The 16,781-nt window shown below is 70.8% G+C and carries 6 protein-coding genes; 2 read left to right on the top strand and 4 right to left on the bottom strand.

Going from position 1 to position 16,781, the window contains the following annotated elements; translation table 11 throughout:
* The 4 genes from AXK60_RS12545 to AXK60_RS27820 form a co-directional block, all read right to left on the bottom strand.
* Positions 1-2,247, bottom strand: a complete 2,247-nt coding sequence (locus tag AXK60_RS12545) for a helix-turn-helix transcriptional regulator (protein WP_139057914.1) — start codon at positions 2,245-2,247, stop codon at positions 1-3.
* Positions 2,244-4,433, bottom strand: a complete 2,190-nt coding sequence (locus tag AXK60_RS12550) for a helix-turn-helix transcriptional regulator (RefSeq protein WP_139057915.1) — start codon at positions 4,431-4,433, stop codon at positions 2,244-2,246. The genes AXK60_RS12545 and AXK60_RS12550 overlap by 4 nt, the downstream gene beginning before the upstream one ends.
* Before the next feature lie 115 nt (positions 4,434-4,548).
* Complete coding sequence (locus tag AXK60_RS27940) at positions 4,549-6,579, bottom strand: PGRS repeat-containing protein (protein WP_425315214.1); 2,031 nt, start codon at positions 6,577-6,579, stop codon at positions 4,549-4,551.
* Positions 6,580-6,620: 41 nt separating this feature from the next.
* Complete coding sequence (locus tag AXK60_RS27820) at positions 6,621-8,213, bottom strand: PGRS repeat-containing protein (protein ID WP_175400002.1); 1,593 nt, start codon at positions 8,211-8,213, stop codon at positions 6,621-6,623.
* 177 nt (positions 8,214-8,390) lie between these two features.
* Here AXK60_RS27820 and AXK60_RS12565 point away from each other — a divergent pair, with 177 nt between their 5' ends.
* Together AXK60_RS12565 and AXK60_RS12570 are read left to right on the top strand one after the other, a co-directional pair.
* On the top strand, positions 8,391-12,143 hold the full coding sequence (locus tag AXK60_RS12565) for a hypothetical protein (RefSeq protein ID WP_139057918.1): 3,753 nt from the start codon (positions 8,391-8,393) through the stop codon (positions 12,141-12,143).
* Positions 12,144-12,147: 4 nt separating this feature from the next.
* A complete protein-coding gene (locus AXK60_RS12570; RefSeq protein WP_068571435.1) occupies positions 12,148-16,737 on the top strand; it encodes a hypothetical protein in 4,590 nt (1,529 codons plus the stop codon).
* The last annotated feature ends 44 nt before the right edge of the window (positions 16,738-16,781 follow it).

Here is a 16,781-nt window from a genome sequence, read left to right on the forward strand (position 1 = left end):
CTACCCGAAGCGAGCGACCAACTCCCTGCGGTTGGCGACGCCCGCCTTCGGGTAGATCCGGTACAGGTGCCCCTCGACGGTGCGCAGGGCGACGCCGAGCACCTCGGCGACCTCCCGATTGGTGCGGCCCGCCACGACGAGCTTGATCACCTCGCGCTCCCGCGCGCTCAGGCCCTCGTACGACGGGGCCGCCTCCGCCTCCGCGGCCACGCGCGCGTCCCGCACTCCCATGCCCCACCCCCGGTCCGCGAACAACTCGCTCTCCGCCCGCAATGCACGTGCGTCCCGCTCCGCCATCGCGACCGCGTAGTCGTGTACCGACGCGACGAGCGGAGTGTCGAGCCGCGTCGCCAACGCCGCCGTGACCGCCACCTGATCCCGGGCACCCAGCCATACCAGTCGGATCCGCATCCGCAACTCCCCAACCAGGTCACCCCGCGCGTGCGCCCCCGCGACGGCGCGCTCGAGGTGGCGCACCGCCTCGCGATCGTCGCCAGCGATGCCCGCGCGCGCGACGTGTAGCTCCACGTCGAAGAAGTGGACGTACGGGGGCATCGTCGCAATGGCGAACTCGCAGGCCGCGACTGCCTCCTCGCGCTGCCCGGCGGTCGACGCGGTGTCCGCGAGCCAGGCCGCCACGACGGCCTGCCACACGGGGGTGGCACCGCTGCGCGCGGCCTGCGCCGCACGGCGCATCGCAGCGACGGCACCGTCGATGTCACCGGCCGCGATCGCGACCCGACCGGCGAGCGCGTCCACAATGCCCGTGGCCTGCGGCTCGCCCGCGGCGCGCGCGTACAGGTCGTCGCAGATCCGCAGGGCCTCGTCGACCCGTCCCCGCGCCAGCGCCGAATCGGTTAGGGCGAGGCCGAGAGTGAACCGTTGCGTCCCCGAGGCGCTGCGCTCCGAAGCCGCGAAGCCCAGGCGCGCATGTCGCTCAGCCTCCTCGAACCGCCCTGCAGCCGACAATGCATTGGCAGTGGCACTGGTGAGCCAGACCATCGCCGGGGAATCGATGTCGACCATCTCCACCATCGGCAGTCCGTCACGAAGCACCGTCGCCAGGTCGCCGGCGAAGAACGAGAACTGGATCATCAAGGCGTCCAATAGATCCCGATGCGGGGACTGAGCGAACCGCTCACGAGCTGCGGTGACCACAGCAAGCGCCCGATCGCCGGCGCAAAGATTGCAGTGCAGGTTCGCCGCGCGGGCGGCGGCGACCCGCACCGCGGTCGCGTCCTCGAGGTCCTGCGCTGCGAGGTCCGCCAACCGGGCTTCGGCGTCGTCCGCCGCGCCGCTCCACGTCAGCGCCTCGGCGAGCACCAGGACACCCTCGGCACCGGCTCCCGCGTCAACGGCCAGGCGCGCCAATTCCCTGGCCAGCCCGATATTTCCGACAGTGTGCGCCGCCTGTGCGGCCTGGACCAGCAGCCCCGGGTCGTACTCGGCGACCGAACCCCGCCGCATCACCAGAGCGCTCTGGATCAGGCGACGCGGGTCGGAGTCGGTCCGAGTGCGTAGCGCACGCACGAGATCCGCGCACAGTCGATCCCGGTCCGCCGCGCCGAGCTCGGCCAGCGCCTCATCTGCGACAGCACGCTCCGCCAGAGTGACGCGCGCGCTGAAACGGACCGCCTGCACTCGAACCAGACCCGCGGATTCGACCGCCGCCGTCGCCTCGGACCCGAACAGGCGTTCTGCATCGTCGAGTGAAAGATCGCCTGCGAGCGCGAGTGCTTGAAGAAGGCGTCGATGCAACGGATGCAGTGAGCGAACGGTCGGCGGGCGTTCGCCGCCACCTCCCCCTTTCCAGGTGACCACCGGGAGAGCGTCGATGAACGCCCGCACGGCGCCTTCGCTCACCTCCTGCGAGCGCGACGCGAGGGCGACGACGCGCACCGCACCGCGGAGCACCGACTGGTGCAGCGAGATCGCACTGAGCGGATCGAGAAGGTGCACATGGTCGATCACGACCACGGGCTCGCCAAGTGCGGCGATCTGCCGGCAGGCCTGTGCCATCAGGGCCGGGGGATCGCCGCCGGACAGCCGGACCATCCCTCCTAACGCCCCGAACGGTAGATCGTGGAGGGCCGCGCTCCCTTCGACCCGGAAGACCGAACGACCGGCTATCCGCGCGCGCTTCGCGAGGTCGGAGAGCACGGCGCGCGCGCCGACGGCACCGTCGATCCGCACCGCACAGGCTCCCTCACCCGCCACGACCTGGTCGAGTACCGCGTCCACGCTCATGTCTCCGTCTCCCGCCACGGCAGTGCGTCCACCAGCTCGGTGCGGTTGCTCACCCCCAATTTGGCCAGCAGGTGGTACACGTGTCCCTCTACCGTGCGAATCGATACACCGAGCCTGGTCGCGAGCTCGCGGGTTTCACCTCCGCGCGCGAGCTCGCGTGCCACGTGCCGTTCCTTCGCACTGAGCCCGGCGCAACGCATCTGGGCAGCCCAGCGCGCTGGTGTCCGGAGGTCTGAATCCGAGCACACCGAGGCGAGGGCGGCGGTGGCGGCAGGCCCGTCACCGGCCCGCGTGTATTCGACCGCAGCCCAGGCCTGCGCATCGGCCGCCGCGGACGCCATGCCCGCGGCGTGCAGCCGCCGGCCCGCCTCGAGCAGCGCCCCGGGCGCCCGCGAGCGAAGCGCCCGGGCGAAGCCGGCCACCAGCCCGGCACCGACCGGACCCCCCGGCGGGTGCACGGTCGACGACGGTGCGGTGCCGCGATCGCCGAGGCGAGCCAGTGTTAGGCGCGATCGCAGCTCCGCCTCGCGATGCCCCTGTGCGAGAGCGTCTTCGAGCGCCGCGCGCGCGGCGTCGACAGCCCGCTCGACGTCGCCGCGGGCCGCGAACGACCAGGCCCGAGCAAGTCCCAGATCGGTGCGGTACACCTGCATCCCGTCCAGTTGCTGCGCCTCGGCACGGCCCAGGGCCGAAGCCGATTCGCCATGCCGCCCCAGCTCTCCCAGTGCCTGCGCCAGCCCGGCCCCAGCGACGCTCTGCCAGCCGCGCGGCATGCCTTCCATGGCGATCAGGGCTTCCTCGAAGGCTGCGCGGGCAGCCTCCGGCCGACCTGCGGCCAGCAGTGCTCGCCCGCGCGCCACGGCGACGACGGCCGACGCATGTGGTGCGCCAGCGGCGAGCCGGTCGAAATCATCCCCGCGGCGCAGCGCCCGTCCTGGGTCACCGTCGGCAATCGCGGCATCGGCCGCTGCCACGGCGAGCATGAACCTCTGCACGCCGGAGTCGCAACGTCGGGCGGCGGCCAGTCCCACACTGATTGCGGCCTCGGCTGCCCGGCTTTCGCCGTGGGCCGCACGGGCCGCGGCCGCGGCACTCGCGGCCCACACCACCGCCACCGGTGACGGGTTGTCGAGCAGTGGATCAGCCAGGGCGAGAGCGCCATCCAGATCGCCTTCGAAGTACCGCAGTAGCGCGATCGTGGCGTCCAGCAGAGCCGCATCGGGGTGCTCACCCAACTCGTCGCGGCGCTGCTGCAGCAGCGTGCGAGCGGCGTCGATGCGGCCGTCGTTCCAGGCGAGCGAGCCCGCTCCGACGAACGCACAGAAGGAGCGCAGTTCCGGCGGCGCCCCCGGCACGTCCAGCCCGGCAAGTGCGGACTCGACCGCGGCACCGTCGCCGGTCCAGGCAGCCGCGGCGGCGAGTTGGAGCCGCGCAGGCAGACCACCCCCATGATCCGCGGCGAACTCCGCGAGGCGCCGCCCGAGATGTGGTTCGCCCATCGTCGCCGCCGCGGCGGCACCGGCAGTGAGGACGTCCACGTCGATGCATCCCGCGTCGGCGCGGGTCATCAGATCGGCCATCCAGATCACGTGCCGTGTATCGGCCGGTCCGCAAAGTCCGGCCGCGGCCTGGGCGGCCCGCACCACCTGGCCGGCGCGCAATCGCCGCGCGGCGATCCCCATGCCTTCAAGGAGCCGCTGCGCGACGTGGGGGTCCGCCAGTCGTAGTGGGTCCCCCGGTCCGAGTATCTGCGCGGCGCGGAGCCGACGCAGGTGCTCCTCGTCTATGAGCTGTGGCCGGAGGACAGCCGGCAGGGTGCCGGCCACCGCGAGGATCTCCGCCGCCACAACGAGATCAGCGTCAACCGCGGGCGCCCGCCGGGGCCCTGTCCGCGGAGTCGAACGTTCGACGATGCGGTGCCCGTCCTGTCGTAGCCGCCGAACGACGATCGTCGATAGCGGGTCCAGATGCTCGGCATCGAGGACCACGATCCGCGCCGGCCGCGCGGCGCTGACCTGCGCGATCGCCGCACCGATCAGCTCCGACGGCGCGGCGGCCGCGGGGACGTCGATCTCGCCACCGAAGGACGACAGCGGGATCTCGACGCCGGGGATGCCGACCACCGTGAACGTGGTGATCGGCATCCCCCGCGGCCCCGCACCGGCACCACCGCGGCCATCGACCATTGCGAGATTGTAGCGCCGCGACGGCACTGCTGCGCGTAGTCCGAACGATGTAATTTCGTTACGGCAGAACAACTACCGGTCACAGCAACTTCGGTATCTCGCACCTGTGAACCTCCTATGGCGAGACTCCACCGGCACCTCCCACGCCTCCGCTACCTCCGGCGCCGCCACCGCCCCCGGTACCGCCGAGTCCTCCGTACCCGCCGGAGAACGCGCCGCCGCTACCGCCGGGCTCTCCGCCCGTTCCCGGGGTTCCGGGGTTCCCCGGCGAGCCATCACGTCCATCGATCCCGGGCATGTTCCCCGTTCCCTGATCGCCCGCTCGGCCGGGCTGACCGGGCTGCCCGGCGGCACCGCTGCCGCCTTGGTCACCCTGCTGCCCCACCTGCCCGGGCTGCCCGACGATGCCGGGGGTCCCGCCCGTGCCCGCGGAGCCGAACAACCCGCCCGACCCACCGGTGCCGGGCCGACCACCTGCGCCCCCGGCACCGCCCGCGCCGCCGATCCCGCCCGCGCCACCAGCGCCGCCGCCGCCCGGAGCACCCGGATTGCCGCCGTTACCACCAGGACCGCCAGGACCGGAGTAGCCACCGGTTCCACCGATACCGCCGGGCCCACCGCTTCCGCCGGTACCCCCGGGCGCACCGGCGCCACCATCGCCGCCACTCGGGGTCGATGCACCGAATCCGCCGGCACCGCCGTTTCCACCGAGACCGCCCGTGCCGCCCTGGCCGCCCACTCCGCCGACCCCGCCATCACCGCCCGGACCGCCCGTGCCGCCCTGGCCGCCATCACCGGCATCGCCGCCGGTGCCGCCGGTGCCACCGGTGCCACCGCGACCGCCCTGTCCTCCGGTGCCGCCGGAACCACCGTTGCCGCCCTGACCACCCCCGCCGAACAGCGCGAACAGACCTGCACGTCCGCCCGCTCCACCGGAGCCGGCGGCAGTGCCCGACTGTCCCGCCCCGCCCTGGCCGCCGGTCCCACCTGTCGCCCCGGCGGTACCCGAACCGCCTGTGCCTCCAGTACCTCCTGCCCCACCGACTCCGCCACGTCCACCGGTCAGCCCGGTTCCGCCGATTCCTCCCGCGCCGCCGTTCTGCCACTGATAGAACAGCGCATCGTCACCGTCGGCTCGACCCCACAGGCCGTCGCCGCCGGCGAGCCCGGGATCGCCGGGCTGCCCCGGTGCTCCCCGCGGACCGGTCCGACCGACGCCGCCGACACCACCGTCTGTTCCACCACTGCCTGGCGATCCGCTGCTGCCCTGGCCGCCCGGGGCGCCCGCGGCCCCGCTCCCGCCGTCGCCGCCGCGACCGCCGTAGGCGAAGACGGCGAGCAGGCCTGCCGCGCCACCGCTTCCGCCGTCCGTACCCGCGAATGTTCCGGTGCCGTTCGCCCCGCTACCGCCGTTCCCGCCGTTTCCGCCGAAAAGGCCGCCATTGCCACCCTTGCCTCCGGCAACGCCGGCGACGGTGCTGTTCCAACCGTTGCCGCCCTTCCCGTACAGCAGGCCGCCGTCGTAGCCATCGGGATGTGCGGCGGTGCCGTCTGCGCCGTCGCCGATGAGCGCGTGGACAGCACCCGCGAGGGGATTGAACGGGGCGATCGCGCTCGCCACATTCTCCACCGCTCGTCCGGGAACTGATCCGCCGGTGACGATGATCCCGACCAGCGAACCCGGCAGCACCGAAGCGAGATCGGGTCCCGAATTCGAGAGTGCCGCCGGACTCGTCGCGATCTGCGTCGACACCAGTAAGGTCGCGGACGAGGGTGCCTCGGTTGACGGATCAGCGCCCGACCCAACACCCGACGGCCGATCGGGACCGGTGCTGCCCGCCAATGAAACGGTCGTCGCTGGGGAGCGGAAGTGCGGCGCAGAAGACAGACGTGGCGCCCCGAGCGGCGACCGTCGGACATCCACGGTCCACCCGTGCGGAAGCGGGATCACCTGGAGTTCGCCGTCGACCCGAGTAACGGCAGCCCGAACCCGTACCGCTAGCACGGCGGAGCTAGCTCGTGCCTGAACGTGGGACGGCAAGGGTGGTACGGAACGAGCCGCATACGGCGCGGGCACCGTACCGATGACCGCGAGCCCGGTCACCGCGGCTGAAAAGAGCACCGTTCGTCTGGTCGTACTGGACATGATGATTCCTTATGTTCGCTGGTATCCCGAGGACTGTTCACTCACTGGTGCGATGCGCCGGTCGAACCGGGGGCACCATCGGCGCCGGCACTGCCCGGTGCACCTGCTGCGCCGGGTGATCCATCCGCGCCGGGGCCGCCGAAGACGGCTCCTCCGGTGCCGCCCGCGCCGCCGGCACCGCCACTGGCGCCCGCCCCGCCCGCGCCGCCGATGCCTCCCGCACCACCGGCACCCGGCGTTCCCAGGTTCGTCCACCCGTGGTCGGGGGAGTTGTGCCCGCCCGCCGCGCCTCCGGCTCCGCCGTCGCCGCCGGACGAGCCCGATCCGCCGGCGCCACCGCTGCCGCCCGCACCTCCGGCGCCACCGATTCCGCCGAGCCATCCGCCAGCTCCACCCGTACCGCCGGACGAGCCCGCCGATCCCGCGCCGCCCGGGAGTCCGTCACCGCCGCGACCGCCGCGACCGCCCGTTCCACCGGTGGCAGTGCCGCCCACGGATCCCGGATCGACGGTTCCGCCGGATCCGCCTGCTCCTCCGGCCGCTCCGGTGCCTCCCGCGCCTCCGGCCCCGCCCGTTCCACCGCGGGCGATACCGCCTCCGACGATGGTCGCCCACCCGCCGGGACCGCCGGATCCGCCCGCTGCGCCGGCACCGCCCGCGCCGCCGGGCCGCCCCGCGCCACCCGCCGCAGAACCGGTGCCGTAGTTGTGTGCGGCTCCGCCCTCGCCGCCATTCCCACCGGCTACGCCGGGCCCTCCCGGTTGGCCCGCTGCAGCTGCGTCCTCCCCGGTGACGGTGCCCGATGTGGTCCCGGAGGCCGGCTGCCCGTTGAGCCCCGACGGGGCTCGGGCTCCGGAGGCGGTGGGGTTGACGGCATCCGTGCCCCGGACTCCCGGAGCCCCCGCGCCACCCGCGCCGCCGGCGCCGAAGAACAGCCCGCCCGTCCCGCCGTTGCCACCGTTCGCCCCCGCGACCGTGCTGTTCCAACCCGCGCCACCGTCTCCGAGAAGAAGGCCCGCGTTGCCGCCATCCGGGTGCGCCGCTGTTCCCGGAGCTCCGTCAGAGATGAAGACCCGAACGATTGACGCGAACGGGTTGATCGGAACCACCGCATCAACGAGGACGACGATGACTCGGCCGATGACGCGTCCCGCCTGTGACACAGCGCCCACCATCAGGTCGTATCCGGGCACGTGCTGTAGGAGGGAGGCGAACTGCGTCACCGCGGGCAGGGCCATCGGGTTCGGTGGCGCCATCGGGCTCGGTAGCACCGAGGCGTGGTCGGGAACGACGAGGCTCGCCGAGCGTGCCGACACACCGCCTAAGACCGAGTCCGTGAGCGTCGGGGCGGTGGACCTGACGGTCCCCGTGACCGACGCGAGCCCTGCGGATCCCCGCGGCACCGCGATCGTCGTGCCGGTTATCACGTTCGCCTGCCTGAGCACATCGTCGACCTGTGCGATCACCGCCAGCATCGCCTGGTTGACGGGAGGCGGCATATGCCGGACCACCGAGTTCGGGGTGAGGGCGGGGGCCACAGTGGGGCCGGCCCCGGCGGGTGGCGCGAAGATCAGCACCGAACTACTTGCCATTGCCACGCCGGCGACTGCGGCCCTCCGGATTCTGCGGGACATGGTTCCTCCTCGACTGGACGTTCGGCTCCAGCCAAGCCCTTCCGGTCGAGGACGTCGCGAGTAGTCGACTACGCGAAATCCCACCGCGAAAATTCGAGTAGTCGACTACTCGTGCACCAGGGCCTCCGGGCGAGAAGGCTCGGTCGGAGAAGCTCCTACGCGTCAGGAGGCCGAATCATGCCCGACGGATATCCGCACACCTATCCCGGCGGACTTCGCCGCTCACGCGGACTGAACTGGCCGTCCGGACGCAGGTCCGATCGATCGATCTCCATCGACGTGGTGCGCGGCGCGGATCTGGTTGCGCTGGCGGTCGAGTTCTTCGAGGTCGGGTTGTCCGTCGAAGCCGGAACGCCCGTCATTCGCGCCGTTGACGAAACGGCGGCCCGCATGATCGTTGGGTTCTCGTACCAGCACGGACAGGAGGCGGCGCAGTTCGTCACCGATCCCGGTGGGCCGGCGACGTATGAGGTGGTGGACGGCTTCCTCGACCGCAAGCACCCGATCACGCCGCCATTGGCAGCGTTGTCTCGTCCGGTGACCCCGGTCGCCTATCAGCCGGCGAGGGCGAGCCGCCTCACCTTCCGGATCGGACCCGACGACCGGATCGAGTTCACGCGCACCGGGATTCTCGCCGCGATCCGCACTCTCGAGCCGATTCTTCCCCAGGCCGCTCGACCATCCGGTGCGGCGGGCGCTGTATCCGCCTCATTCGACACCCGCCCGTCGCTCCTCTGGGTAGGACCGGACCTGATCGGCCGGTACACCGGGGCCGGACTGGTCATCGCCGCGGCGACCGCCGCGGACCGTCGCGCCCTTCCCGCCCCCGCCACCCGGGCAGAGGCGGCGGAAGTGTTCGCACGCAACATGGACCTGATCCGCAACGTCGGCGGCACCGTCCGCGTGGAGTCGGGCCATTCGCTCACCGCCGGGCTGCGGGATCTGCTCGGATCGAAACGCGTAGTGCAGCTTCCCGGCGGACCACGTCTGCCGATCCCGATTCCGCCGATCCGCGACGAATGGTGGAAGCACCCGGGCGCGGTGTCCCTTCCCCCGCGGTGGGACGAGACCGCCATCGAGGCACCGTATCGTCTGGTGATCGCGCCGTCCCAGGACGGCGTCTGGACCCACGCCGACGGCACGGTGGACGACGGGGCCGGTGGTGGCGCCGTCGAGCTGTGGCACAGTCGATTGGCGACCCGCGTCGACGGCGCGGTGGACGAGGGCCCACGCAGCGACCGCATCGTCCGGGCCGTCTGGACGCGCGACCGCGACCTCTACCCGAACTGGATCGAGACCGACCCGCCGGTGACACCGAGCAAGGACGATCCGTTCCAGGCCACGGGTTCCCTCACACCGAGGGATCGGAACTGCCTCGTTCGGCAGACATCCGAACACTGGCCGGGGATCGACGAGCCGCGCTCGGTGCGACCCGTGGCTGCGGATCGACTGTGGCTCTCGGCGCTCGGTGCGTGGCTCGACCTGCACGGCGCGTGGTACACGAAGGAGTACTCGGCATCGCACCTGCGCGCCAAGGGCGGCCTGAGCTCGATCCTCGCCTGGGACCACATCGCCCCGCAGGGTCGCGACCAGTACGTCCGGGTGGTCTACCCCGGCTACCTGTACCCGCTCGGACACGCCGCCGCACTGGTGAAGGTCACCGAACGCCAGGTGTCGGGCCCAGGACAGGGAGTCGACGCCGGGCCGACCGCGTCGCTGTACCAGCGGATGTACATCGTGGTCAGCGAGCGCAGCCGCGACTACCCCGACACTCCGGCCTGGCCGTTCAGCAGAGTCGACCTAGGACCGGCCACCTCGCCGCCGATCCTCAAACCCTCCGACGAGGAGGTCTTCTGGCCACGGCTCGCCGAGACCACCCCGGTGATGTTCGATCTGCGCACCACCGATCGGGTGGGACGCGAACAGGTGCTCCGCGCGCCGCTGCTCTGGGTAGCGGAATCGGTTTCTCCCCTTGATGGTCGAATCGGGCAAGCGTACATCGGCGCCGACCCGTCCTGGCGCAACATCGCCGCCCACGGACAACGCGTCGGGTTCACACGCGACACCGGCTCGGTCAACCCCACGCAGGCCTTGCGGTTCACCGGAACCGCCGCACAGGGCGACAGCGTCCCCCGGCTGGAGTCCGCGGACATCACCGTCGAAGCCGCCGCGCGGTTGGCCGCCACCCCGCCACTCACGGTGCGGTACCGAGTCCCCGGTCCGGAGGCCGGCGACCAGCGCGACGCCCCGTGGCCATCGGCCGCGGTATCCGACGATGTCTGGGCGGTGGTCGATGCGAAGACCGCGGGCAAGCCGGAGGTCATCTCGTTCGGCACCCCCGCCGCCGGCAGTGACCGGGCCGGTGGATTCGTCACGCCGAACCTGCCCGCCCGGTTCCTCTCCTGCGCGAAGGGCGCCGTCGGCACCCCGAAGGACGCGCTCGACGGGAGCCTGCAGGATCCGGCAGCGTTCTTCGCCGGGGCACTGCCGCGGCTGTTCGGGTTGGTCGACCTGGCTGCGCTGATCGCACCCCGCTCCCCGCTCCCCGCCATGGTCACCGAGCAGCTCACGGCGGTCGCGGCGCTCGTGCAACAAATCGACCGGGGAACCGCTCTCGCGGCGCAGCTCGCGGCCGATGCGCCCGGCAAGGTTCTTGCCGAGGCCAACGCTCTACGCGCGCAGCTGGAATCGCTCGCCGGGCTCCTCTCCCAGGCCGTCGGCGCCGGGGCCGATCCGAAGATCCCCGAGCTCACCACTGCGGTCACCGATGCCCGCAACGCCCTTGCCACCCTGCTCTCCGAGCCCGAGCTCCCACTCCAGGGCTGCAGCGCGCTCAAGGCCCTCGACGGTGCCCTCGCGGCAGCAACCGACATCGCCACAGTGATCAACGCGATCGGCGCACATCCGAGCTTCCGGTACGAGTTCCGCCCGACGTTGAAGACCACCTGGAAACTGCCCACCGGCGCAACCGTTCTCGAGCTCGAGAAAGATGGCTTCACGCTCTCGGTGACGGGCGAGGTGACCGGGAACGGCACCGTCACCATGCGATCGTCGGCGGAGTTGCGGAACGTCACCCTGCACCTGATCGGAACCGAAGACGAAAACTTCTTCCCGCTGATGCGGGTGAAGGTGAAGAACATCTCCTTCGTCGCGGGCACGTCCGGCAAGCCCGAGATCGACGTGAAGATGGGCGAGATCGCCTTCCTCGGCATTCTGGGATTCGTCGACCGGCTGCGGCGACTGATCCCGCTGGACGGCTTCAGCGATCCACCGTTCGTGGACGTCGACACGAGCGGCGCGCGAGCCGGGTTCACGCAGGCCATCCCCAATCTCGCGATCGGCGTGTTCAATCTCAGCAATGTCTCGCTCGGCGCCGACGTGCAGATCCCGTTCCTGGGCAAGTCGCTCAGCGTCGGCTTCAACTTCTGCACCCGCGAGCGACCGTTCGCACTGACCGTGCTGTGCCTCGGGGGCGGCGGATGGTTCGTCGTACGGCTCGCGCCGGACCGACTGACGTTGCTCGAGGCCGGTCTCGAGGCCACCGCCGCATTGGCGGTCGATTTCGGAGTCGCGTCGGGATCGATCTCGGCATCGATCGGCGTCTACCTGCGGCTCGAGGGTGACGGCGGGCAGCTCGCCGCGTACTTCCGGATGCGCGGCGAGGTCAGTGTTTTGGGCCTGATCTCGGCGTCCATCGAGCTCTACCTGGAACTGTCCTACGACTTCCACACCGGCAAACTCGTCGGCTACGCACGGATCACCGTGCAGGTATCGGTCGCCTTCTTCTCGCAGAGCGTGAGCATCGAGTGTCGTCGACAGTTCGCCGGTTCCAACGGGGACCCGACGCTCGCCGAACAGGTCCTCGAAGCCGATCGCTCCGCACCGGCCTGGGACGAGTATTGGAACGCATTCGCAGTGGAAGGGTTGTGAACTGATGGCCGAGAACTTCATCGCGATCGCCCTGCCTCATTCCACCCGAGATGACGACCGGTTCCACGTCTCGGTGTTCATCAGCCCGAAGCTCGACGGTGCCGACCACCTCGGGGACTTCCCCACGTTCGCCGAGTGGACCGCGGTAGTCGCCGACGGCCTCCGGGTGAACCTGCTGTGCAACGGCACTGCCGTGCCTGCGCGCCCGCTCTTCGAGGCGCGAGGCGACATCCTCGAACCCGGTCTCTGGGCGGCGTTGTTCCCATCCGACACACCGGTCCGGTTCAATGACGTGCCCGACCTGTACGACCGTCCGTGGGGCACCTTCGATGCCGCAGCAGTCCACGACCTCGGTGCCATGGTGGGGCTGCTGACCGCCGCGTCGTCGATCGAGCGCCCGCCAGCCCCGTTGCAGCACCCGCTCGGACCGGCCCTGTTGGCCGAGCTCCGCAGGCCCCGGCGCGGTCATCGTCAGGGGTTCCTCCCCACCGAGAAAGACGCGACCGGGAGCCCCATCCGGCTGACCGTGGACGACGAGGGATTGACCGCGGAGTACGACAGACGCATCGGGCTGGATGACATGCCAGACGGTGACCTGCGCCGGCGCCCGATCCGGGAGGCGCACCTGGACGAACGCGGTGCTGTCGGGGTGATGCTCGAGCGCCTCCACGAGGCGCGCCGCCATTACGACCGCCCGGACACGAAAACGCCGTATACGGCGACGCCCGTCCCGGCTGCTCCGCTGCCTCCACTGCCTGCACGGGACCCGGAGTTCCACGAACGGATCGGAGCGCTCGGCGATCATCCCGATCTGCTCCGCCGGCTCGGGTTGGTGATCGATCTCGCAGTGCTCGAACCGGGATCGCTGCGCACCGCCGACTGGATCTCAGCCGAGGTCAACGTCGGCGATCTGGCCGGCGCGGCGCCGCGCACCGTCTGCCGCTGCACCCTCGACGGTGCCCTCGTGACGGTTCCGTCCGACGTCGACTGGACGGACGGCGCATTGGCACTGGGGGATTCGGCGCACTTCTCGGTGTTGGACGCCGATGCCGACGGTACCGCTCTGAAGACCGATCAGTACGTCCGGCTGCTTCCACGACTGACGTTCGCCGAGTACAACGGCGAGCAGGTCGACGCGGCATCACCGGCGCTGCGTTCCAGCGGGTTCACCGTCGTACGTACCGGGAGGGCCGATACGGTGCGCAACAGCCTTCCTCGTCAGAAGGAGTTGCGCGACACGGTGGATCTGGGTGCGGAACTGTTCAGTGAGGACGTCGCCCGCGGTATCCGCGTGGAGGCGATGGACACCGCGGACGGAATCTGGCGATCATTGCATGCCCGCACCACCACGGTGACTCTGCTCACCGACGGGGCCGAGCGCGATCTCGGTGCCGGTCATGGTTTCCTCCAGGGCAGCCCCGTCGAACAGGGCATGACCCCCGACAAGAAGCCGGAGAACACCGTGCACGCGCACGAGGCCGTCTTCGGGTGGGAGGGCTGGAATCTGTCCGTGCCGCGGCCGGGACGGCGTATCGACAACGTCCCCGTGCTCCGGCCCGACGGTACGCCTCAGCTCGACGAGCACGGCTACCCGGCGATGCGCGAGCAGGTGCTGCCGGACCCGGCGGCAGCGGACCGCCCGACCAACCCCCTGACCTTCCGGCACCGTTCGGTTCCGGGCACGCTTCCCGCGTTGCGATACGGTCATTCCTACGCGTTCCGGGCGTGGATGGTGGACCTCGCGGGCAACGTACGCCCGGAGCCGTCGGTCGACGCCGACCAGGATGCAGCCGAAGCCCACTGGCGAGGACTCCTCGAATCGGTCGGTCCGGGTTCGTTCGCGGCCGAGCAGATCGCGGCGTGGAGCTCGCTGTCGAGTCTCGGAGAGCGCCTGGGAGCGGTCGGTTCCGGGCTGCTGCAGCACGCGCAGGACGCCATCGCCTCCCCGCCCGTCGGACCTCCCGTCCCGGCGCTCCCCGAACCGGTCCACGCCGCCATCGCGGCCCGGTTCGCCGCACGACTCGGCGTCATCCGTGATGTTATGACGCCGAGCACCACGCCCGGAAGCATGCTGACCTCCGCTGCGCGGGACGTTCTCCGACAGGCGTACGCGGACGACTTCGGCGCGCTCACCGATACGGACCCACGGGTCCTCTCGCACGTGCTGGCAACGCAATTCGCCCGTCTGTACGGCGGGCAGGACAACGACTACGCCTTCCGGGACGGGAGGCGCACCGTCACCGTGCCGCGCCCGTACCTGAGGTGGGATCCGGTGCAGCCCCCGACCCTCGTACCCAGGAGCCGGTACTCCTCGGCCGAGTCCCAGCGGGTGATGGTGATCAGGTCCTCGGTGGAGCAGGACCCCGAGACCTTGGCGATCACCGTGACGACGACGGGAGAGGTCAACCAGCGGCTCGTGTTGCCGCCCAAGGTATCGCAGGTGCAGGCCGAGCACCACGGTGCGTTCGATGCGATGGTCCGAGGCGAGCGAACCGCCGGTGACAGGTCCGCGGGGATCCGCCTCGCGCTCGGCGCGGCACTGCGGGAGAGCGGATCGATCACGGACCCTCGGATCGCGCGAATCTCCGACCCGGGCGTCTTCGACGAGCTGCCGAAGGGCGCCCTTGTCGTCGAGCTCGAGCCCGGCGCGGACGAGAAGGACCGGGTCGAACTTCCACTGCCCCAGGGCGAACCGATGCCGGCCAAGCAGTACGTGCGACATCCGGGGACGCCGATGCGAGTTCCCTACCTGCCCGATCCGCTCGTTCGCGGAACCGCGTTCCAATTCCCGGACGCGCAACTCTCCCCTGCGCTCGAACCACCGTTCGGCATCGAAGGTTTCAGCCTGAACTACCCGTCCGACGCCGCGGCCTGGCCGGAGGCGTCCTCGGCGCAGATCACGCTCGCGGGTACAGCCTTCCCCGACCGGCCGACTGCATCCGCGGCGAACGGCGAGGCCCGCTTCGTAGTCCCCGCAGGCGCGACACTGCGGGTCCGTGTCTCATCTTCCCTACGCGAGGGAGCACCCGATCTCCTCGGCAGCTGGCGCGCGCAGCCCGAGTCCCTCCGCGACCTGTCCGGCATGCTCACCGCTGCCCACGACGGCTACCTCTGGTCGCTCACGCCCGCGGAGGAGGTGCGCCTGGTCCATGCCGTGAATCGGCCCGTCGAAGCACCGACGATCCTGAGTCTGGAAGCCGGCCGCACCGATGCCTCGACCTACGCGAACATCTACGGAAGCATCGCGGTTCACGGAGGCAGCACCGGAGACCTCTGCCTTCGCGGCAGCTGGACCGATGTGTCGGACGATCTCGCGAGCGCCGGGCCCGTGCGCACGTCCAGCACCGTCGATGCGTTCAGAACCGCCGTCGAGGAGACGGAACGACTGGCACTGCTGTGGTCGCGCGACGACCTGCCCGACGGGGACGTCGCCTGGCCCGAGGACGCCACCGTCCGCCTGCACGGAACGCGCCACGACTTCGGCGATACCAAGCATCGCGACATCGACTACCGATTCATCGCCTCGAGCCGATTCCGGGAGTACTTCCTGCCCGAGGATCCGGCCGACCCCCAGCCCGAGACCCATGTGATGAGCGCGTCTATCCGGGTATCGGTTCCCTCGTCCTCGCGGCCACCAGCACCACAAGTTCATTCGGTGGTCCCGCTGTTCCGCTGGTCGACGGACAGACCGTACCAAGTTGGTCAGCCACTCGCGCTCCGGCGGGATCGTCGCGCGGGAGTGCGGATCTACCTGCACCGGCCGTGGTTCGGCTCAGGCGACGGTGAGCTCCTCGCTGTTCTGCTGTCCCCCAGCCCCGGAGACGGCGGTACCGGACCGTACTCCCGCTGGGCGGCCGATCCGATCTGGGAGACCGAGTCCGCGTTCGACGGTGACCTGCACGGACTGACCATGACCGATTTCTTGACCACGGTCGGCCTGGACGATCGGCGTGATCCGTCCGAGCCGTGCCGGATCGGGCCGAATCTGGACGCACCGGCCGGCCCCGACTCCACGTACCGCGTCACCGCACTCGGCTACGAGCCCCGGTACAACGCAGATCGTGGGTTCTGGTTCGTCGATGTCGCGCTTCATCCACGGGACGCGGCGTGGCCCTTCCTCCGGTTGGCCGTGGCTCGGTACCAGCCGGACAGTATCGCCGGCTGCGAGCTCTCCGCGCCGACGGTCTGCGACTTCTCCCCGATCCCACCGGAGCGCACCCTCCACGTCACACGGGTGGATGACGGTGCCGTCCGTGTCGCCGTCTCGGGGCCCTCCGCGACTCGGCATACAGGCTCCGAACGGGTACTCGTCGCCACGCTGCAGGGACGCATTCCGGACCTTCCCGGCGACCTCGGTTGGCGGTCGATCGCCCATGCCGAACTGGCCGATCTGGCTACCTCCGGCGGCCCGGTCAGGCAGTGGTCAGGGAAACTGACCCCACCCGCGGGGACCGGCATCCGCACGCCCTCCGGTGGATCAGGATGCCGGGTGACGGTGGAGGAATGGGAGCGCTTCCCCGGTGATCCGGACCAGCCCGGTGGGGACCCCCGGTGGGAACAGCGCCTCGTGTTCGCCGACGAGGTCGAGCTGTGACAGATTGCGCGCATCCCCGCCACCCCCAACCATCGGAAGCAGCG

It is taken from the genome of Tsukamurella pseudospumae (assembly GCF_001575195.1).
GTDB lineage: Bacteria > Actinomycetota > Actinomycetes > Mycobacteriales > Mycobacteriaceae > Tsukamurella > Tsukamurella pseudospumae.

Coding starts and splice junctions, on each gene's coding strand:
- AXK60_RS12545 (WP_139057914.1), bottom strand. CDS start 2,247: ATGAGCGTGGACGCGGTACTCGACCAGGTCGTGGCGGGTGAGGGAGCC.
- AXK60_RS12550 (WP_139057915.1), bottom strand. CDS start 4,433: ATGGTCGATGGCCGCGGTGGTGCCGGTGCGGGGCCGCGGGGGATGCCG.
- AXK60_RS27940 (WP_425315214.1), bottom strand. CDS start 6,579: ATGTCCAGTACGACCAGACGAACGGTGCTCTTTTCAGCCGCGGTGACC.
- AXK60_RS27820 (WP_175400002.1), bottom strand. CDS start 8,213: ATGTCCCGCAGAATCCGGAGGGCCGCAGTCGCCGGCGTGGCAATGGCA.
- AXK60_RS12565 (WP_139057918.1), top strand. CDS start 8,391: ATGCCCGACGGATATCCGCACACCTATCCCGGCGGACTTCGCCGCTCA.
- AXK60_RS12570 (WP_068571435.1), top strand. CDS start 12,148: ATGGCCGAGAACTTCATCGCGATCGCCCTGCCTCATTCCACCCGAGAT.